Source organism: Paraburkholderia sp. EG304 (assembly GCF_046543485.1).
Taxonomy (GTDB): domain Bacteria; phylum Pseudomonadota; class Gammaproteobacteria; order Burkholderiales; family Burkholderiaceae; genus Paraburkholderia; species Paraburkholderia youngii.
In genome coordinates this window covers 1-21,149 of sequence record NZ_JBKGUA010000073.1, presented here as the reverse complement: position 1 = coordinate 21,149, position 21,149 = coordinate 1, and the positions used below count along the sequence as shown (strand labels likewise).

Here is a 21,149-nt window from a genome sequence, read left to right as displayed (position 1 = left end):
TCGATGAGCTCCTCTGGAATCGCGGGCAGCTCAGGCGGGGGCGCAGACCCTGCTTTTGGTTTGCTTGGCATACATGCTCCTTTGGGTACATGTTATGCCTTGAACACAAAATTTCTGACAGGCTCTGTGAAGTTCGCCTGGATTGACACGCAATGCCGGCACTATCCGCTGTCGGCGCTGCGAGGTCCTTGGAGTAAGCGTCAATGGCTATCGCGCGTGGAAGCGCGGCGGCACGCCTGAGCGACAGCGGCTGACCGATGTCCAGTTGCTCACGTTGATTCGAACGATTCATGCCAAAGTCAGAGGCGCCTACGGTTCGCCGCGCATGACCGACGAGGTGCGCTCTCGCGGCTTTCCGGCCAGCAAAGCACGTGTGGAGCGGCTGATGAGCGCCAACGGTATCCGAGCCCGCCACAAGCGCCGTTATCGGGTGACAACCGATTCTCGACACAAGCTGCCGGTTGCGGCAAACGTGTTGAACCGACAGTTCACGCGGGCCGAGCCCAATCAGGTGTTCACCTCGGACATCACGTACATCTGGACCGACGAAGGCTGGCTGTATCTGGCGGTCACGCTGGACCTGTTCAACCCGGAGGTCGTAGGTTGGTCCGTCAAGCCGCGCATGACGGCGGACCTCGTGACCGACGCATTGACGATGGCGTGGTTCCGCCGCCGGCCCGCGCCCGGCGTCCTGCATCATTCGGATAGAGGCAGTCAATACGCCAGCCACGACTTCCAGCGCAAGCTGGCCTCGTACGGGATGCGCTGCTCGATGAGTCGCAAAGGCAATTGCTGGGACAACGCGCCGACGGAAAGCTTCTTCAACAGCTTGAAGAACGAGCGGGTACACGGCACGCGGTATCGCACGCATCGCGACGCCGTTGCGGACTTGTTCGAATACATCGAAGTGTTTTATAACCGCAGTCGTCGTCATTCATCGCTCGGCTTCACGTCGCCAACTCAGTTCATGCAAGACTGGCTTGCGGCTCAGCGGACAAAGGATACGGCTGCATAACCCCGGACCTCTGGAAGGCGAAAAACCGAGGGAAGCTCACGGAATGCGCACCATCTCGCATGCGTCCCATCAGCTCGAGTCTCCTACCGGACACCGCACAATTTTTGCCAACAACCGCTCGTTGAGCCATGCTCATCATCGCCGACACCTCCGCCGTTTCACGCTCGCGTTACAGATCGACCTTGTGCATATGGTCAGCCGCACGCTTGATCCCTGTCGATACGTATCGCGCAATCGTTGCTTGCAGCCCGAACGACTTCCTTCCGCCGGTACGATGGCGGCTCTAAGCGTCGATCATACCGAACACAGGCTAAAGCGATGTATAAGGCAAGGTCGATCGGATTGCTTCATGTATTTCTTGTGGGATCTCTGTTTCTAAAGCCAGCATTCGGTCAGGAACGACTCTATACGAATGCCGACGGTAGCAAAACGGACAGCCTGGAGCAAGCCGCCAAATCTTGGGGCAACGATAAAGAATTCAAGGCGAGCTGGTCGGCTGGCGCGATGAAGGCGCAATACGCGTATGCGATGGGGTTTACCGGAAGAGGTATAAAAGTCGGGGTGCTGGATTCAGGCGTCGATACGACACATCCCGAACTGTCAGGGCCTCGGATCCATCCTGTGTCTACTATCGGTACATACTATGAAGACGGGTTCCAGTTTTATGCCGACGATTCGATGATCCCGGTCAGGAAGGGTGACGCATTCAATGTTCGCGGATCGCATGTCGATGGCGTCAATGACTCGCATGGGACCGAGGTAAGCGGAGCCATTGGTGCCGCACGAGACGGCAAAGGAATGCAGGGTGTTGCGTTCAATGCAGATGTTTATGTCGCAAACACCAATGGGACCGACGACAATCGTGAGCAGGGCTCCAACTGCTTAGACTACGGTTACTTTACTGCTGCCTATGATGCCTTGGGAAAGAGCGGTGTTCATATCGTCAATCAAAGTTGGGGACAGAACTCTCCCATTTCAGCGGAGAATCGGACAGATTCTGTTGACCAGCTCAAAACCGCGTACCAGGGATTCGCTAAACGCGCGCGCGAAGGTTCGAAAACCTGGATAGATGCAGCCGCAGAAGCTGCCACGAAATATGGCTATATCGAAGTCATTGCCGCGTCGAACGACCCGCAGAGAAATCCGGACGTGCTAGCCGCGTTACCCTACTATCGCCCGGAAGTCGAAAGGGACTGGCTAGCAGTGTCCGGCTATTCGAGCAACAACGGGCAAGTTTATAACCAGTGCGGTGTTGCAAAATGGTGGTGTCTCATGGCGCCGACCGTGGCGATGGCACCCAAGGCTGGAGGCGGCTATGACCCTGGCTTCAACGGTACGTCCGCGTCTGCTCCGTACGCCTCCGGTGCGCTTGCGCTGGTCATGGAGCGTTACCCCTATCTGACTAGCCAGCAGGCGTTGACAGCACTGCTGACGACCTCGCGAGAGATGGTTTCGGATCCCGCCAAAGTCGATCCGTCGAAACCATTGAACAAGCTGCCTCGCGACACTACCGGCACCTCCGGCGGTTTCACTGCCCTGATTCCTGGTAACACACATGTTCCCAATGCGGTGGCGGGCTGGGGACTCCCAGATCTATAGAAGGCAATGAACGGCCCCAGCCAGTTGCCGGGTCGGTTCAATGTGAATGTGCCTTCTGGCATGTCGGACGTATGGTCGAACGACATTTCGGACGTTGCACTCGCCGCGCGTCAGAAAGAGGACGCAGCAGAGCATCAATCGTGGCTCGATACGCTGAAAACGAAGGGCTGGACGCAGGGACTGCCCTCGAAAGCGAGCGACAGCGACAAGACAGCGTACGAGATCGGCACCGAGCGCGAGTCTGCTTACCAGGCACGTGCCTATAAAGGTAGCCTGACAAAATCAGGCAGTGGTCTGCTGACCCTGTCGGGGAACAACACCTATCGCGGATTGACAATGGTTGACGGTGGGGAACTGCGGATCGATGGCTCGATTGTCGCCGGCGCGGTGGTCAATGCAGCTGGACGGCTCACAGTGACCGGCCGGACGGCTGATGTTGCGGTGAACGGTGGCGGCGCAACGATCGCCGGCACAAGCGCACAGTTGTCGATCGACCAAGGCGGAACCGTAGCCGTAACGAATACAGGGAGGACGGGTGACGTGTTGCTGGCACGCGGCTTTGCGTCGCTCGACGGAGCAAGCGGCAACGTCGCGGTCGGTAACGGAGGGGTCGTTAGCGGCAACGGCGCCCTGCAATCTCTGAACGTGAATGAAGGAGGAACGGTCGCCCCTGGACATTCGATCGGCCTGTTGAAAGTAACGAATGACGCGAATTTCGCAACAGGATCAACCTATGCGGTCGAACTTTCGCCGAGCGGAGCAAGCGACCGGATCGACGCAGGTGGTAAAGCGCGTATCGCGAATGGCACGCTCAGCCTTGCGCTTGAACATTCACCCCCATCCCTTAGTCTCGAACAGTCACGCTCGATTCTGGGTCAGCGTTTCGACATTTTGAACGCCGCAGGAGGCGTCGAAGGTCAGTTTGCGACGCCTGGTGGCTACCTGTTCGTGTTGCCGTCGCTCGCATATGGTCCGACGAGCGTCAGTCTCACCGTGAATCGAAGCGCGACGCCGTTCGCGAGCGTCGCGGGTATGCGGCCTGGCAGCCCAGCGCGCTCGGGCTGCGCGCGGGCGTAGAGCACGCGTGGCACCGAGGTGGCATGGATCGCTATGTGCAGTATGGCGCGACGTCTGAGCACGAAAGCGGCACGCTGAACGCAGAAACGACCCAGGTGTTCGCCGAGACCGCTTATCGTCTAAACCTTAGCGGAGCAGCCGACGTGGAGCCGTTCGGGCAGCTCGCCTATGTTCATTTGAACAATCATGGAATGGCCGAGACAGGCGGTGCGGCCACGCTGCGCGCTCAGGAAGGCAACAACGATGTATCGTGTACAACGCTCGGCATGCGCGGCACAACGCAGTTCACGCTGATATCGCTGATGCAGCTTACGCTGCAAGGGAGCCTCGGCTGGCAGCACGCGCTGACGAGCGGCCGTCCGGTTGCGACGCTTGCATTCGCTTCTGGCAGCGACGGTTTCTCGGTCGCGAGCGTGCCGGTTGCGAAAGATGCGGCAGTGCTAAGCGTGGATGCCCGGATCGATATCGGCGAGAATGGACGCCTCAGCATCGGATATTCGGGTTCGCTGGCTAGCCGGCAATCCGATCATACGGTGCAAGGCAATTTAAACTGGAAGTTCTGAAAAAGCGAACCTCATTGTCACCGCAATGGTCGCAACTACTGTGAGCCCGTATCGATGGAACGCAAGCCAGAGACCGATGATTGCAAGCTCGGTCGCAAGCAATGTGAGCCCACGGCTCGCCGTCAGTCGCAACCAATTCGAGCCGAAAAAGCCGATGATTGCGAGCCAGACTGGTTTCGATTGCAAGCCGCTACAACTACTCGTCCGATCTGGGCGCGCTTTTCGGTGCCATCGACGGACAGAAGTTCGCTGCCGCCACTCCGACCGCAAAGGCGAGGCACTCGCGCAAATATTTCGGTCGCGAACGGGGAGTGAGGGTTGGCCGCAATTCGTCAATTTTTCGCCAAAACGATGCTAAGTCGATGAGCCAGAAAGAGAAATTTGACCGATCGGCAACGGCTTGAACATCACAGGCTCGACTGGAGAAATTGATTGTCGCTTCAGTCAGGGGGCAACCCGGGCCAGGCGTTACCGACCGGATGCGGATAGAGGATACCGAGCGCGTGACGTTCCACAAAAATGAGGTCAATCCACCGGACGGTGGTTTCGCGGCGGGTCGTCATTCGCGCAATCAGTTTGGCGAGGGTTTCGCCCGGGGAGGTCGAGGTGTGCAGGGTGACTGGTTTGCGCTCACGCCAGCGCGAGAGCGCGGCCTCGACGTGGGCGATGGTGAGCCGGTGGCCGGCTTGTGCGGGGAACGGAAAATCGGCTGGGGTCATGGAATTTGCAGAGAAACTGGACATCATCGGCCCTGCGTACCGGTCCTGGCGCGCGGACGGGCCGCTGCGGCCGGCGAGACATCCGGAATCGGTTCAAACAGCGCATCGAGGTCGTCGGCTGAAAACTTGACCGCGCCGGCGCCATCTTCGGACAGAATGCTATCGGCCAGCACGGCCTTCTTCTCCTGCAGCGCGACGATCTTTTCCTCGATGCTGCCGGCGGCGATCAGCTTGTAGACGAACACCGGCTTGTCCTGGCCGAGACGATGCGCACGATCCGTCGCCTGGTTTTCCGCGGCGGGGTTCCACCACGGATCGTAGTGAATCACGGTGTCGGCTGCCGTCAGGTTCAGACCAACACCGCCGGCCTTCAGGCTGATCAGGAAGAGCGGCACTTCCCCTTGCTGGAAGCGCTGCACGGGCGTCATGCGATCGGTGGTGTCGCCGGTGAGGATGACGTATGGGATGGCGGCCTTCTCGAGCGCCGCCGAGATCAGCGCCAGCATCCCGGTGAACTGCGAGAACAGCAGCACGCGGCGCCCTTCGTCGATCAGTTCCGGGAGCATTTCGAGGAGCAGGTCAAGCTTGGCTGACTCCCTGACCTGTGCCGCTTTCTCCAGCTTGACGAGGCGCGGATCGCAGCAGACCTGACGCAGCTTGAGCAACGCCTCGAGCACGATAATGTGACTGCGGGCGAGTCCCTGTGCGGCAACGGCGGTCCGGACCTTTTCCTGCATCGCGGCGCGTACCGTTTCATACAGATCGCGCTGCGCACCTTCAATGTCCACGGTGCGCACGATGACTGTCTTCGGCGGCAGTTCGGTCGCAACCTCATCCTTGCGCCGGCGCAGCATGAACGGGCGGATTCGGCGTGCGAGCAGCTCGCGCCGCACGGTGTCGCCGCCTTTCTCGATCGGCGTGCGCCAGCGCTTCGTAAAATCTTTCTGGCTGCCAAGGAACCCGGGCAGCAGGAAATTGAACTGGGACCACAGCTCGCCCAGGTGATTTTCGAGTGGCGTACCGGTCAGGCACAGGCGGTGCTGCGCGCGCAGTTCGCGGATGGTAGCTGCCGCTTTGGTCGTGGCGTTCTTGACGTACTGGGCCTCGTCGAGGATCAGCAGGTGATAGTCATGCCGCGCGAGGATGGCCTGATCGCGCCACAGCAGCGCGTAGGTCGTCAGGATGAGATCGTGTTCGCCGATCTGGTCGAAACGATCGCGGCGCTCGGGCCCGTTCAGATCGAGGACTTTCAGGCCGGGCGCGAAACGTCCCGCTTCCTCGCGCCAGTTGTGGACCAGCGTGGTCGGCACGACGATCAGCGCGGGCTGCTCGAGACGACCTGCCTCCTTTTCGGCGAGCACATGGGCCAGTGTCTGCACGGTCTTGCCGAGTCCCATGTCGTCGGCCAACACGCCCGACAGGTTGTGCTCGCGCAGGAACTGCATCCAGCTTAAGCCCTGATGCTGGTACGCGCGTAATTCAGCCTGCAATCCGCGCGGCACGGGTACCTCGGCCAGACCTGGTCCGGCCTGCAGGCGCTGCGCGAGCTGGCGAATTGACGCATCGCCGTGGAACTGCCAGCGGCCCGTATCGTTCAGTGCTTCGAGGCGGCCGGCATCCAGTTCGGAAATCCGCAGGGAACCTTCTCCAACAGACTCGAACAGATCGACCAGTATCCGCACGACCGGTTTGAGCCGGTCGGCGCGCAGGCGCAGCCGTTCGCTCCGATTGGTTCTCAGCTCGATCATTTCGTCATCGGCAATCGTATCGAGTTCGCCCGACAGCCAGCGCCGGTCGCGCCGGAACAGTTCCGCCAGCAGCGGCTCGAGGCGCTCCGTACGGTCGCCTACCGTGATCCCCATTTCCAGATCGAACCAGCCGTCGCCGGCGTGGTGCGCCGTCCCGTCGATGGCGTCGATCTCGATCACGTTGAAGCGGAACCCAGCGGTCATGGTGACGCGCCAGCCCTTGCCGCGCAGCACCGGTAACACATCATTCACGAACGCGTACCACGCTTCGGGCTCCGTCAGCCCGAGCATCGCATCGGGAAGCGATTGCATACTCTGTACGCGACTGGCGGGGATCTTCTGCAGCCCGGTCTTGCGTAACTCTATCAGCCGCTTTTTCTCGGCATCAGGGCGCCGCCTGAGCTGAACGACGCCACCGTCGGGATGCGAGACCAGGGTCGCGTCACTATCCGCGTTGAGGCAAACCCCGCTATAGTCGAAACCGACGGTCGCGAAATCCAGCACGCCGCTGTGGTAGTCATATTTGCCAAAGCTCGCGGAATACACCGAGCGGGTGTCGAGCGACAGGAGCGGCACCGGCTCGGTGTCGATCACCCGGATGGCCGATGCGTCGTGTGCCGGAGGTGACGGCAGATCGGGGGCAACCTCGCGCAGCACGGCGGCCACGAGCGGTGCTTCAGCCAACGAGATCGGCGGCATCGACAGGTACGTGGCCAGTTGCTGCGATGTCAGGGATTGCGACGGCAACTGCACGATGCCGGCGACACCCGCCTGCGCGTCGACGTACCAGAGCGGTTCGGTTGCCAGCAGCAGCGTGGCTGGTGGCCCGGTTCGCAATACAGGTCGCAGATGGTCGTCTGCCTGGGGCTGCCACTCGATCTGTCCCGTACGAGGATCGCCCTGGGACAGCGCCACAGGCGTGGACAATGCGCCCTGATTCGCGCTCACTGCGGCGAACAGGCGACCGGTCACGATCAGCTTCTGCAGCACATCCGCCCCGGTTGAGCCGCGCAACACGAAGCTGCCATAGTCCTCGCGACAGCGACCCAGCCACAGTCCACGCAGGATCGTCAGATCATCGTCCGTGACGAATTTCGGCGGCTTGATGAGGGCGGCCTCGACATTGTTCCACGCATCGTCGATCGAGCGGATCGTGCCGTCGGCATTGCGGCGCGCCTTGAAGAGTTGCACTTCATGGCGCTGGTGATAGCGCGACCAGCCCAGCACATAGGCGAGCGTATGGGTCGGTTTCGAGGCCGCCTTCCTTGCATTGGGCGCGGTAGTCGCCAGTTCGGCACGAAACGTCTCCAGCCAGCTAACGAGTTCATGACGTACGCCTGGCTGGGGCTTCGGCATTCTTTCGAGGCCTGCGATCAGCAGCGCCGCGGCGTGCTTGCAGTCGTATCCAACCGGGCAGGAGCATTCACTTTCGGCCCACAGGCCATCCGCTGTGTCGTAAAACTGTACATCCACCGTATAGGGGCGACGCGCGGTCCCCTGCACCTCGCCGCTGAGTACGTTGTCCTGCCAGCGCAGCTTCGACACCGCGTGGACGTAATCACGCGCCCGGGCGACGGTGCGGGAATCCAGCCAGTGCGCGATCTGCGCCTGGTCATAAAAAACTGACGACATCAGTGACCCATCCATGCATGTTCAACCCGCCATGACGGCAACGTGTGGGCAGGCAGGGATAAGTGAAGTGCTGACTGCGTGTCCTTGTCATGGCCTCCCGGCATCCGTTGTCCGCGACGGCTGCCTATTTTACGCGCCAACGTTTGCGGGAAGGTGGCCTTTGGGATTTGCCCAGGCACACTGGTTACAGCCGGTGCTGTTATCCCCCTTTCGGGTTTCGGCACCGTCAGGGCCGACGGCGTTCTTTTCAGCGCGTCTAGCAATCGGCGCGTGACCTGAACCTCGGCATCAGCGCGCTCAGCCCGTTGCAGCGCGTCCTGCAGCAGCGATCGCGTGCTGTTCAGTTCATCCATGGTGGCGAGGTGCTGTTGCGTTGCGCTTTCATCCCGCTGCTGTAAAAGCCGGAGCTCGGTACGCAAGGAGGCAAGCGCGTCGGCATGCTGGAGCGCTGTGTCCTTCAGTTCAGCGCGTGCACCGCCCAATTGAACGCGCAGCTCTTCAGCGGTCTTTTCGCTTTTCTGGCGAGCGGTGCGTTCCTGGTCAATTTCTCGCAGAGCGCGCTTCTCATGACTGACGGCCCGCTCCTCGGCGGTGAATTCGGCCTTGACCTGCGCGAACTGAGGGGCGGCTTCGTCAACTTGCCGGCGGATTTCCTGCAGGCGGGCCTCGGTTGCCGCATGCGCCTCGCGTTCGGTGGCTAGCGCATCGCGCATGCTGGCGAGTTGCGCGCGCGTCGCTTCGAGTTCAGCCTGTGTCGCCGCCGTCGCCTGCCGGGCGAGCTCGAGTTCTGCGACGACCTGATCGCGTACTGCTTCGGCTTCGTGGGCCTGATGACGCGCCTCGGCGCGCAGTGTGGCCAACTGGCCGGTCGCCGCTTCCGATGCCGCCTGCCAGATGCTGAGCACGGCGTCGGCTGCGACCTGCTTCATGGCGTCGGGCAGGTCCGGATGGTGGATCTTCACACGGGTCTTGTCGCGCAGATCCTGCCAGAACCGGTTCAGCACGTCGGCGGGCGTCGTCATGCTGCCCTTGCGCACCAGGCTGTAGAGCTTGTTCGCCGTGGGCGTGATGCAATAGCGGAAGAACAGCAGCGTCACACCATGAACCGCCCCGTCAGCCCTCTCGCCCCCCTCGTGCCGGATGCCCCGGCGCCGCCGCTTGAACGCCTGCGCATCCCGCCGGAGCTGTCCGGCGTTGCCCGCACCAATCGCGCTCACAACTCAATCGCGCAAATCAGTGCCGAGGACGATCTGGCCGCGAGCGCCGCGTGGCTGGCCCGCTACGCCGATGTGCCCGGCACACTGGCGACCTACCGCAAGGAGGCCGAACGCCTGCTGCTATGGGCCGTCATGCAGCACGGCAAACCCCTGTCATCGCTAACGCACGAGGACCTGCTCGTCTATCAGCATTTCCTCGCCGATCCGCAACCGGCGTGGCGCTGGATCATGACTTCGCGCAAGAAGCCCGGCCGCAAGTCTGCCGACTGGAGGCCCTTCGCGGGACCGCTGTCGCCCACGAGCGTGCGCCATGCGATGACAATTCTCAACGCGATGTTCGCGTGGCTGGTCGACGCCGGCTATCTCGCCGGCAATCCCCTGTCGCTCGCGCGACGCCGCGGCGTCAAAGCCAGCCCCCGTGTCACGCGTTATCTGACGCACGAGTTGTGGGATGTGGTGAGGATCACTATCGAGAACCTGCCGGTGGGCACCGAACGCGAGCGGTTGCACGCGGCACGCTGTCGCTGGCTCTTCACGACCCTGTATCTCGGCGGCCTGCGTGCTGCGGAGATCGCCAGCACCCCGATGGGCGCGGCATTCTGCCGGCGCGACGCCGCCGGCGTCGAACGGTGGTGGATCGAAGTGTGCGGCAAGGGCAGCAAGACCCGCCTGGTGCCGGCCTCGGATGAACTGATTGCCGAACTGGCACGCTACCGGCGTGCACACGGACTGCCGCCGTCGCCGCAGCCAGGTGAAACGCGTCCGCTGCTGTTGCCGCTGATCGGTCATGACAAGCCCCTGTCGCGCGGCGCCATCCACCTGATCGTCAAGCAGGTATTCCGGCTGGCTGCCGGGCGGCTGCGGGCCCGTGGACCCGAGTGGCACGCCCGCGCGGATGTGCTGGCCGCCGCCTCGGCGCACTGGGTGAGACACACCGCCGGCTCCCACATGACCGACCAGCAGGTCGACCTGCGCTTCGTGCGCGACAACCTTGGGCACACGTCGCTCGCCACCACCAGCGTCTATCTGCACGCGGAAGACGATGCGCGCCATCAGGCCACCCAGACGCGTCACCGGCTGGGCTGGGGCAAGCCCGCCGGATAGCGGGGTTTCGCCCAGGGAATGCGTGAGATGGCAGACTCCCGCATTCCGCCCCAATTTATGCGCGCATGAATCACGTCCATGAAACCGCCTATCCGGCGCTGCCTGCCGAAATCAGTGAAGGCGAACTCCGTGCCGCCTTCACGCCCAGCGCCACCGAAATCCGTTTCGTGTACGGCCAGTTCCGGCAGGCACCGATACGCGTGCTGATCCTCGCGCAGCTCAAGCTGTTGCAGCGGCTTGGCTATCTGCCACCCGTATCGGACATTCCGGCCGCCATCCTTCACCACGTCTGCGCGGTACTCGGGGTGCGCCCAGTCCCGCACGCCACGCTCGTGCGCTATGACCGCTCGGGCAGCAAGTCAGGTCATCAGAAAGTCCTTCGTGAGTTCGTCAACATCCGTCCCGCCAGTGCGCAGACATACAGCTGGCTGGATACCGTGGCGGACGACGCCGCCCGCACCAAAACTGAACTGCCCGATATCGTCAACGTCCTCATCGAGGAACTGGTCCGGCATCGATATGAACTGTCGCCGCTTGCGACGCTCTCGCGTATCGCCGTCCACGCCCGCAGCAGCCTCTACGAAACCCTCTACCGATCATTTGTCGACTCGCTGGATGCCTCACAGGTGGAGCGGCTCGATGGGCTTTTTGTAAGCGACACGGGCCAGACCCGCTGGGACGCTCTGAAGCGCGAACCGAAGCGGCCACGCCCCCGTGAGGTGGCCAGTTTCCTGGAGCATATCCAGCAGATGCGCGAACTGGCCGATGGCCTGCCACCGCCACCGGAAATCCTTTCTGCGCCCAAGCGCACGCAGTTCGTCATTGAAGCGCGCGCCCTCGACGTGCACGAAATGCGCACGCTCAAGCCCGCCAAACGTTACACGCTCGCCGTGCTCTTTGTCTTCTCGCAGTTGCAGAAGGCGCTCGACGATGTCGCGGAAATCTTCATCAAGACGGTGCGCAATCTCGAGAGCACCGCAAAGCTGCGGCTTCAGCAATACCAGCTCGCCCACGCCGACCAGCTTGAAGCGCTCGTCAGCCAGTTTCGTGACGTACTCAACGTGCTGCAGGACGCTGAGGTACCAGATGCCGAGCGCATCGCCCGCATGCGGGCTGCCCTGAACGGCGATCCCGACGCCGCGCTGACCCGCTGCAATGAGCCCATCGCGTACGCCGGCAATCACACCTTTCCCTTCCTGCTGACTCCGTACCGGAATCTGCGATCGCTGCTTTTCCAGTGTCTCGACATGCTGCCGCTGAAACCCAGCTCCCAGGACGACGCGTTGCTCGTCGCGCTGACGTGGATGCAGCCGTTGCGCTCGTCCCGCCGCGAACACCTAATGCTCAGTGACGATGACGTCGCCACCTTGCCGCTCGACTGGATCCCGGAGAAATGGGAAAAGAGCATCTTTCCGGATGGCCGGTCCGCCCGGCTGCTGCATCGCAAATATTTCGAGCTGTGCGTGTTCAGCCAAATCATGCGCGAACTCAACTCGGGCGATGTCTACGTTGAGCAGAGTGATCAGTATGACGACCCTCGTGAGCATCAGGTGTCGTGGGACGAATTCCAGGAGGAACTGCCTCGCTATGGCGAACTCGTCGGGCTGCCGGTCGACGCGCGCGCCTTCGTCAACGGCCTGCGCGACCAACTCAGCACGCTGGCCGACGAAGTCGACGCGGGTTTTCCGGCGAACGACTACGTCGAGATCACCGAGCAGGGCCTCATCCTTCACAAGCTCGAGACGGAACCCGAACCGCCGAACAAGAAACTTATCGATCAGGCCATCACGGCCGCGATGCGCCCCATCAGTATTCTCGACATCCTCACCGAAACCGAGCAGTGGCTCGATCTGCATACACTGTTCGGCCCGCTGTCGGGCTTCGAGACCAAGATCGACGACCCGCGCAAGCGCTTCATTACGACGCTGTTCTGCTACGGCTGCAATCTCGGGCCCAGCCAGACCGCTCGCTGTGTCAAGAATCTGAGCCGCAAGCAGGTCGCGTGGCTGAACCTGCGATACGTCACCGAAGAGCGGCTCGACAAGGCGATCGTCAGGGTCATCAATGCGTACAACCAGTTTGCGCTGCCGAAATTCTGGGGCTCCGGCAAACAGGTGTCGGCCGACGGCACGAAGTGGAATCTTTACGAGCAGAACCTGCTGTCCGAATACCATATCCGGTACGGAGGATACGGCGGGATCGGCTACTATCACGTGTCGGACATGTACATCGCGCTGTTCAGCCACTTCATTCCGTGCGGTGTACACGAGGCTGTCTATATTCTCGACGGGTTGATCAGGAATACGTCCGATGTGGAGCCCGACACCGTTCATGGCGACACGCAGGCGCAAAGCGCACCGGTGTTCGGGCTCGCGTACCTGCTTGGAATCAAGCTGATGCCGCGCATCCGCAACGTCAAGGGCCTGAAGTTCTTCAAGGCCGACCGGAACCGAAGCTACAAAAACATCGACTCCCTGTTTCGCGCGACCGTCGACTGGGCCTTGATCGAGCGGCATGTTCCCGACATGCTACGCGTGGCCGTCTCGATCAAGGCGGGTAAAATGACGCCGTCGACGATCCTGCGACGCCTGGGGTCGGAGAGCCTCAAGAACAAGCTGTACTTTGCGTTTCGTGAACTCGGCCGTGTGATCCGTACGCTGTTTCTGCTCAAATACATCAACGATCCCGAATTGCGTCGCACGATTCACGCGGCGACCAACAAGAGCGAACAGTTCAACGGCTTCGCGCAGTGGCTGATGTTTGGCGGCGAGGGCGTCATCGCTGAAAACCTCCGCCACGAGCAGCGCAAGGTCATCAAGTACAACCAGCTCGTCGCGAACATGGTGATCCTCTACAACGTCCAGTGGATGTCGCGCGTGCTCAAGGAGTTGCAGGCAAAAGGGCATCCGGTCGACGCCGACGTGCTCAAGGCGCTCTCGCCATACCGGTTGGATCACATCAACCGGTTCGGCGACTACCTGCTGGACCTGATGAAGAAAATCCTCCCGCTCGACCCAACGATAGATTTCGCTTTCAGATCAGCCGCTTAAGGCACTTTTGGCGAAATATTAACGAATCCCGGGCGACCCTCAATGTCGGCTTTGGCCGAACTCTGCTCCTTCAGACCCGGGGTTGAATGACCGTAACGCCCCGGACAACCGCCCCTCACGTTGAACCATACACGTGACGGCGTAGGGGAGGACGCCATTGCTGATCGGCAATGGGCCAAACGGTCGCAATCGGGCGCCCATCTGTGCCGCCAAGAAGGCATGCTCAGATATCGGCGCGCGCTGTGTCTGCATCAGACGCCGGAGACATCGCGCATCGGACCGTCTGCGCTGCAGCAGGACTATGCCGACACAGCATTGCTGCCCAGCATGGTTCGACGACATCCCGATGCGCCGCAATGACACGTGTACTGGATCCGGATGTCGTCGGTGACCGCACCGTCGACGGACAGAGCGTAGTCGATAAAAAGCTCGTCTCCCGGTGCGATAGGGGCGAGGGCGTGAATGAACACCCGGTCGCCCGTCTCGATCGCTTCGCAGTTGGGGGCGCAGGCGTGGTTCAGAAAGCGGGCGCTGTTGCCGCCCCGGCTGCCGTCGATCACACGTCCATCGGACAGGCCGAACACGAACGTGTGGCCCGCCTCGGAGCGTTGGCGGGCGGCGGCGCGCCGCCAGCTGGTCAGTTCCCCCTTGTACTCGATGACCCGCTCGCCCGCGGCGATCGGCTGTAGCGCGAACACTCCCATGCCATGTACGGGAGAGCGTTGTGCGGTGATGCGTCGCAATCGCATGGTGTCGTTTCCTTCGGGTACGTCGGTCGGTGAGACGGCCTGATTGGCAATCCGAAGCATATCGCCGCAGTCGCTGCCATTCAATGATTTCCATTTAAAATCGCAACTAACAATCACTGTCGTTCCCCATCACACTCGGGCTTCGCCCCAAAACCAGCCCACAGAGGTGACCAGGCCTGGTTGCCGTCCGGAGGAATCCAGGTGATTAACGCCAACCAGTACGCTTCTATCAAGGCGCCTCCACCTGCGAGCCTTGAACATGTCGCTCAATCAACTGCGGCCTGGTTGCACGCGCGCTGTCGGAGGTTGAGTCTGCAATGTGAACTTAAGGATTACCCCACAGACAAAAACCGGTGTCTCAGGGGCGCGAGAAATCTGCCGGTGTCAGCTCAAGTCGTGCTGCGGGATGGGCAAGCAGCTTCCGTTCAGCGATCGCGCGAATGCGACCGTAGCCATCGCGAAAGGTCTTGAAGATGCGCTCGTCGCCTGCGCGTGGCTCGAGCCAGAAATACGCTTCCAGCGCCGTGATCGTGATGATGCATTCGACCGGGCGTTTCTGGAAGACCAGAGAAAATGTCACGCCGAGGCGACTGGCGAGCACCTGCGGTTCTAGTTCGACGGTTTCCATAGGCGGCACGGACGACGCTTCAGATCAGGTCACGATGATTTTTGCACAGGTTATGCATTTCGGGTGCGGGAGAAATTGGCGGGTTGCAGATCATGGCGCGCCCCTTCGGACTGCGTGGAGGCCCGTGTTTCTCAACGCCGGTTGCGCCCTGACTACCGGCGTCTGTCACTGCCAAAAGCCTCCCCGATCTGTCGTGCCCGCTTCACCTCATCACTGTGCAGATAGATCGACGTCGTCGACACAGACGCGTGCCGCAGATTGTCCCGCACGGTCGTCAGTTCCGCGCCGCGCCCGAGCGCATGGGTCGCGTGCGTGTGGCGCATCCAGTGCGGACTCGCGCGACGCAGCTTCTCCGCAAGCGGCGGATGATCGCCTTCGATAGCCTGCGCGGCGAGCAGGAAGAAGCGTCTGAGCACACCCCAGAGACGCGCGCTGCTGATCGCCGCGACGCTCTCCGCCTCGAGCCTGCCGATGAGCGGCGTTTCCGGCCGCCAGCGAGCCGGTGCGATCGGCAGCTTGCGTTCGGCCAGGTACCGCGCGAGTGCCTCCCACGCGAGTGGCGGCAACGCGACGCGCGCCAGCTTCTTTCCCTTGCCGGTCACGCGCAGCCAGTGATCCCCGCGCGCGTCGGTCTCAACGTGCCCGAGCGTGGCGCCGACGAGTTCGCTCGCACGCAACCCCGTTGCGTAGCCAAAGTCGAGCAGGAAGTGCAGCCGTTGTGCCGCCGGGGCCGACCAGCCATATGACCACTCGAGTCCATCGGCGCTCGTGCGCACGAGCGCCCATTCGCCCTCGGTGAAAGCGTGGGACGTGTCCAGCACGTTGGCGCCGCTGGCCTCCCGCACCTTCACGCCGGCGAACGGATTGGCAAGCACGTAGCGCTGCTCGATCAGCCAACGGAACAGCGCGCCCAGAATCGACAACGCGTGCGCGACCGAGCGGGCCGACAGGCTGCCGTTGAAGGGACGCCAGTCCGGTGAGGTGCGCGGCCGCACCGGGCCCACCCAGCGGGCGCGCGGCGACGGGTGGCGCAGGAACGCGCGATACGCGATCGCATCTTCCGTCGTGAGCGAGGACAGTGCCCGGCCGCGCTCGACGATCGCCCACAGGATCAGGCGCTCGGCTTCCTTGCGGTAGGTGCGCTGCGTGGCGGGGGATTCGTGCAGGGCAAGCCAGGTCCGCACTGCTTCGTAGTCGTTGTCCGCGTCCAGCGCGCAGGCGGCCCTGGGCGCGCGGAAGGTCCCCTGGGAGCCATCGACTTCGTGCGGCACCTGCAGCGATTCCCAGGGCACGAGCTCGGCGCGGCGGCTTGCAATGATGAGCGTCCATGCCTTTTCAGTGAGGGCAGGCCACGCCGCGAAGAACTGCTCGATCGCGCGGGCGCTTGCCGCGCCGAGGCCGGGCACCGCTTTCCACCACTGGCGGCGGCGCGGCACGCGCACGGTCAGATCCGCGAGCGTACGGATGCCGTGGGCGTGGAGCACGCGCACGGCCCGCGGTGCGAACCATTGCGCGACGTCGTCGGTAATCTGCGGTTCGGGGCGGGCGCACTGTACGCAGCAACTCGATGGCGTGCGCGACTGCTTTTGCATGCCGTATGCGATCTTCCGCGGGATGATCGAGGAGGGCGGCCAGATCGTCACGATGCGCGGCACGCGCGATGGCCTGCAGCCGGCGCCGGATGCGCCCGAACACGCCCCGCGCGGATTTGCCGTCGCCGAGCGACGCCGGCTGATAGCGCTCAACCGCCTCGCGCACGGGCAGTCCCGCATACCATGCACGCAGCACGGCGAGTTCATCGGCGCCGGGAAAACCGGTCGAATCAGCGGGGGCCGCGGCGGGCATCAAAATCTGGCGGATTGTCATAACGCCAAGTTTACCGAACGAATGGATACCTTATGATAAGAAAGATTATCTTAATAGCATTGCTGCCGAGCGATTCTTGGCAGAAACTCGCAATTCACACATGCCTTTTCATGTAAAGGGCAGGAGCGACCGTGCTTGTTTGAGAAGCGCATGCGACGCGGCAAACTCGTTACGTCCAGCCATAGTTAGAGCGGCGTCACTGGTGCGCGCGAAGAGCTCGTCGTCGGACGTCTCGACCACATTCAAACCGAGGCCAGGCTCGTCGAATTGGCGAAAGAACGCGAGCATTTCGAACGCATCAAGCCGCCCGTCTTGGGGACCAGCCTTGGCCAGAATTTCGGCGGCGGCTGCCAGTTGTCGGGAGGCTGCGAGGAATCTGGTGCGCTCCACGACGGTCTCCTTATTAGTCGCGGTTGCCAATTCTTCTGAGAGTCTAGGCTGAGGTATTCAACTGCGGTAGCGAATCAGTGCGGTTGCGCTACTGGGCCTACGTTGGTGAGTCCACAACGCTCAGGATACGGCTGTCCTCGAGCGTCCGGGCGTTGTATCAGGAGAACCGCTGGTCGTTGCCATGGATGCGCGACGAATTGCGACGGAAACAAGTCAGCATTCGAATGCGAGACACCATTACGGGCGGGGCAACCTCTGCAAGCAGTCGTCGGACAAACGTGTGAACGCCGCGGTCTCAGTCGTCGAGCTCACCCGCCTCGAGTGCTTCAGCGAAATCCGAGAGCCAGGGAGCGAAGTGATCGGTGTCGTAGGTTGCCGTCTTCCCGTTAGCGATCCGTGTTACGGAGATCCGCCGGCTCACCGCCTTGCTGGCGCTCGCCGGATGGCTGTCATTGTCCGTGATCCTGAAGTCACGTAGATCGAGTCCCCGGCAGGCCAGCACGGCTTTTACGTCTTTCTGTTCGTCCCATGAAAACTCGGTGAGCGGAAACCATCCTAGCGTGGTGGGCGTTATACATGACAGCGACAGGGGAGCGAGCGCATCGATCTTCAGCTTCTTGAGAATGGCCAGCTACTGGCGCAAGGCGCCGTACAGCGCTTCGTGAGTGGCGTCAGCCTTGGTGACGCTTCGGCGGGAGCGTCTGCAACCTGTAGCGCCATGGTTGCGATGGACGTCCTTAAGCAGGCCGCTTGGGTCATTTGTGGCCTGCGACGCAACGGGAAAACAAAGGCGCTCGTCCGTGTTTCGGACGCTCAGGGAAAAACTAACAGCGCTTGGACACCACGCCGCGGTTCGGCGACTCCCTCAAGATCAAGCCGATAACCCCACTGCAAATGAAGGGTCGGATAGTTGGGGCTATCCGCCCCTTCATTTCCGGACATTTTATTAGTCAGAAAATTACTTTACTGATTTTCCGGGCCAGGTAGCTGGGCTGTGGGGCCGGCGGCCGCCCGCCAGGGCGACACCTGTGGGAAGCGAACGGTGTCGCTTCCCCGGGAAAGCGCCGTCCCTCGCCGCAGCCGTCCATCGACCCAGGCACGGGTACCAAGCCGGAATGTGTTCGTCGTCGCCGCTCGCGCGTGACCACACCTTGGCGGACCGCTTCCGTGCTTGCCCGCGCCGGTTGGGGCACGCCCGCGGATCGGGTAGGATGACGGCTTCACTTCCCCACCTCTGGAGGACAATCAATGAACAGGCAGAAACTGGTCGATGCCGTCGCCGCGAAGACGGGCACCACCAAGGCGCTGGCCGGCGAAACCCTCGACGCGGTGATCGGTACCATCACCGCCGCGGTCACGCGGGGCGACACCGTGCAGCTGGTCGGCTTCGGGTCGTTTTCGACCGGTGCGCGTGCCGCGCGGGTCGGGCGGAATCCGGCGACCGGCGCCGAAATCCAGATTGCGGCGGCGAAGACGGTCAAATTCACGGCGGGCAAGGCGTTCAAGGATGCCGTGAACGGTGCATGAGAGCACGCATGCTTCCCGACGGTCACTTCGCGGCCGGAAAGGTGTTTCAGGACACGCGGAACGGAGTCCAACGCTGAGGCTCGCTTCCGCCGCCCGAAAGATGTGATTCAGACGTGCCATTGAGCTAACGGCGACGCCCACGCCGCGCCGGATGCCGCGATCTGCGCCTATAATGCGTCTGTCTTATTAAGTATCGAATTCAATCAAGATGCCGCAGGTCAACCCCAAAATCCTCGTATGGGCTAGAGAAGCTGCGGGCCTCGGCATCGACGAGGCCGCCAAATCGTTGCAACTCGGAGGTGCCCGGCAAAGCGGCCATGAAGCTCTCGAGGAGTATGAGCAGGGCGCGAAGGCTCCGAGCCGACCCTTGCTCCTTAAGATGGCGAAGGTCTATCGGCGGCCGCTTCTTACGTTCTATCTCCAGCAACCTCCCGTGAAAAGCGCACGGGGCGAGGACTTCCGAACACTTCCCGGAGGCCGCGAGTTCGAAAGTGCCCCCAAGTTGGATGCCCTCGTCCGCGATGTGTTCGTCCGCCAGCGCCTGGTGAAATCGATTCTCGAAGACGCGGACGAGGCGGAGCCCCTAAATTTCGTCGGCAGTATCGCGTTGACTCAACCTGTGGACGAAGCGGCCAAGGTGATCTGCAAACGGCTCTCGTTAGATCTGGACGAGTTTCGGCGTAGAAAAACTGTCGAAGAGTCGTTCAACTATTTGCGCGGACTGACTGAGAAGCTGGGCGTCTTTGTGCTTCTCATCGGAAACCTTGGCACGCATCACACGGCACTTAGCACGGAGATATTCAGAGGTTTCGCGTTGGCAGAAAAAGTGGCGCCGTTCATCGTTGTCAACGATCAGGATGCGAAGGTCGCATGGTCGTTCACTCTGCTTCATGAGTTGGCGCATATCTGGCTTGGACGTACTGGCGTGAGCGGAGCCGATTTCGGGCAGAAGATCGAGCAGTTCTGCAATGAGGTCGCAAGTGAGATTCTTCTGCCTGAGGCCGAGATGGACGAACTTCGGCACTTGGGCGGCGATCGGCACGAACTGATTTCGGCTGTCAGCACTTTCGCGAGCCAACGTAAAGTGAGCCGCGCCCTCGTCGTCTATAGACTGCTTAAACGCCGCCAGATTGATAGCAAGCAGTGGTCGGAGCTTACGGAAGAGTTCCGTCGGAACTGGGAGGCGGAGCGAGCCAAAAAGAAGGAACAGTTAGCAGACGCGGCGGGAGGCCCGAACTACTACGTGGTGAAGCGACATCGGGTAGGCAATGCCCTCGTTGAAGTCACACGTAGAGCGATAGCAGAGGGCTTTGTGACACCGACCAAAGCGGGTCGCATCTTAGGAGTCCGGCCGACCAATGTTCAAGCGTTGGTAGGGGCTGCATGAAGCTCTATCTTCTTGACGCTAACGTACTGATCACCGCCAACCGCGACTACTACTCGATGGAGATGGTACCGGTATTCTGGGACTGGCTGCTTCACATGGCCGAGCGAGGGCATGTGAAGATGCCGATTGAGACTTTGGAGGAGGTCCGCGACGGTGGCGGGAAAGTTAAAAAGGATGCCCTCGTTACATGGCTCAATCGCGCAGACGTTTATGAGAAGCTGGTTTTGCGAGAGGATGCCGACCCAGAAATCGTTACGAATGTCATCGCGAACGGCTACGCTCCGGACCTTGATGAAACGGAGCTTGAAGAAGTTGGGCGAGACCCCTTCTTGATCGCATACGCAGCAGCGGACCCCGACAACCGCGTTGTGGTGTCGATCGAAGTATCTGCGCCGGGCAAAAAGCGAGCGAATCGCCGCGTGCCAGACGTGTGCCACGACAATGGCGTTTCGGTTTGCAACACGTTTACGATGTTGCGGGAGCTTGGCTTTACGACCGCTTGGATCAAGCCGGCGCCCTAACGGGGCGATCATTTGACTTCGGCTTTACTGAGAGGAAACTCGGCTTTACGTGGCTATTGCCGTAAGTGGTGTCCAGCTCGGTCAACCTCGCTCGCCTGACCGCCGGAGGCCAAAAATTGGTCGCTGCTTTGGCGGGATATTGGAAGGCCCTTCGTCACGAAAAAGTTGCGCGACCACCGTGCCGCGCGTAGCGGACAATTATTGCTGTCGAAAGACAAGTGCTTGCAAGGGGCTTTGTCCGGATGGGGGTATTGCAAAGATGGTGCGGGTTGTGTAGAAGCGCAACATCATGAAGCCAGCGTTGAATAATGCCATATAAAGCCAGACTAAAGACGGGTGAACCGCGCAAGCGCAAGA

Annotated in this window: 11 protein-coding genes and 3 pseudogenes; 7 read left to right on the top strand and 7 right to left on the bottom strand. The window is 61.5% G+C overall.

Going from position 1 to position 21,149, the window contains the following annotated elements; all coding sequences use genetic code 11:
• Positions 1-126: 126 nt before the first annotated feature.
• Positions 127-1,015, top strand: a pseudogene (locus ACLFKU_RS38775) (IS3 family transposase); the annotation flags it as partial.
• Positions 1,016-1,333: 318 nt separating this feature from the next.
• Positions 1,334-4,237 (top strand): annotated as a pseudogene (locus tag ACLFKU_RS38770) (autotransporter domain-containing protein); the annotation flags it as partial.
• A 457-nt stretch (positions 4,238-4,694) separates the two neighbouring features.
• On the opposite strand, the gene ACLFKU_RS38765 reads toward ACLFKU_RS38770, so the two are convergent.
• Genes ACLFKU_RS38765 through ACLFKU_RS38755 form a run of 3 tightly spaced genes read right to left on the bottom strand, consistent with a single transcriptional unit; the run spans position 4,695 to position 9,450 of the window.
• Positions 4,695-4,973, bottom strand: a complete 279-nt coding sequence (locus ACLFKU_RS38765; RefSeq protein ID WP_410852724.1) for a hypothetical protein — start codon at positions 4,971-4,973, stop codon at positions 4,695-4,697.
• Positions 4,974-4,996: 23 nt separating this feature from the next.
• Entirely contained in the window at positions 4,997-8,353 is a 3,357-nt protein-coding gene (locus ACLFKU_RS38760) for an SNF2-related protein (RefSeq protein WP_410852723.1), read from the bottom strand.
• Positions 8,353-9,450, bottom strand: coding sequence for a DNA-binding protein (locus tag ACLFKU_RS38755; RefSeq protein ID WP_410852722.1), 1,098 nt, complete (start codon positions 9,448-9,450; stop codon positions 8,353-8,355). The genes ACLFKU_RS38760 and ACLFKU_RS38755 overlap by 1 nt, the downstream gene beginning before the upstream one ends.
• Before the next feature lie 3 nt (positions 9,451-9,453).
• Here ACLFKU_RS38755 and ACLFKU_RS38750 point away from each other — a divergent pair, with 3 nt between their 5' ends.
• Entirely contained in the window at positions 9,454-10,674 is a 1,221-nt protein-coding gene (locus tag ACLFKU_RS38750; protein WP_410852721.1) for a tyrosine-type recombinase/integrase, read from the top strand.
• Between the two features lie 65 nt (positions 10,675-10,739).
• Positions 10,740-13,724, top strand: coding sequence for a Tn3 family transposase (locus tag ACLFKU_RS38745; RefSeq protein WP_410852720.1), 2,985 nt, complete (start codon positions 10,740-10,742; stop codon positions 13,722-13,724).
• Positions 13,725-14,023: 299 nt separating this feature from the next.
• Here the strand turns inward: ACLFKU_RS38745 and ACLFKU_RS38740 are convergent, their stop codons facing one another.
• From ACLFKU_RS38740 to ACLFKU_RS38725, 4 genes and pseudogenes are all read right to left on the bottom strand, one after another.
• The gene (locus ACLFKU_RS38740; RefSeq protein WP_410852725.1) at positions 14,024-14,473 is read right to left on the bottom strand and encodes an SET domain-containing protein; all 450 of its coding nucleotides are present in this window, start codon (positions 14,471-14,473) and stop codon (positions 14,024-14,026) included.
• A gap of 358 nt (positions 14,474-14,831) precedes the next feature.
• On the bottom strand, positions 14,832-15,101 hold the full coding sequence (locus tag ACLFKU_RS38735) for a DUF1488 family protein (protein WP_410852719.1): 270 nt from the start codon (positions 15,099-15,101) through the stop codon (positions 14,832-14,834).
• Positions 15,102-15,253: 152 nt separating this feature from the next.
• Positions 15,254-16,967 (bottom strand): annotated as a pseudogene (locus ACLFKU_RS38730) (phage integrase family protein).
• Between the two features lie 108 nt (positions 16,968-17,075).
• A complete protein-coding gene (locus ACLFKU_RS38725; protein WP_410852718.1) occupies positions 17,076-17,357 on the bottom strand; it encodes a hypothetical protein in 282 nt (93 codons plus the stop codon).
• Positions 17,358-18,605: 1,248 nt separating this feature from the next.
• On the opposite strand from ACLFKU_RS38725, the gene ACLFKU_RS38720 reads away from it, so the two are divergent.
• The 3 genes from ACLFKU_RS38720 to ACLFKU_RS38710 all read left to right on the top strand — a co-directional run bounded on the left by ACLFKU_RS38720 (position 18,606) and on the right by ACLFKU_RS38710 (position 20,792).
• On the top strand, positions 18,606-18,884 hold the full coding sequence (locus ACLFKU_RS38720; protein ID WP_410852717.1) for an HU family DNA-binding protein: 279 nt from the start codon (positions 18,606-18,608) through the stop codon (positions 18,882-18,884).
• A gap of 208 nt (positions 18,885-19,092) precedes the next feature.
• Complete coding sequence (locus tag ACLFKU_RS38715) at positions 19,093-20,271, top strand: ImmA/IrrE family metallo-endopeptidase (protein ID WP_410852716.1); 1,179 nt, start codon at positions 19,093-19,095, stop codon at positions 20,269-20,271.
• Positions 20,268-20,792: a DUF4411 family protein gene (locus ACLFKU_RS38710; protein ID WP_410852715.1), complete on the top strand. Its 525-nt coding sequence runs from the start codon at positions 20,268-20,270 to the stop codon at positions 20,790-20,792. Before ACLFKU_RS38715 ends, ACLFKU_RS38710 begins: the two co-directional genes overlap by 4 nt.
• Positions 20,793-21,149: the final 357 nt, after the last annotated feature.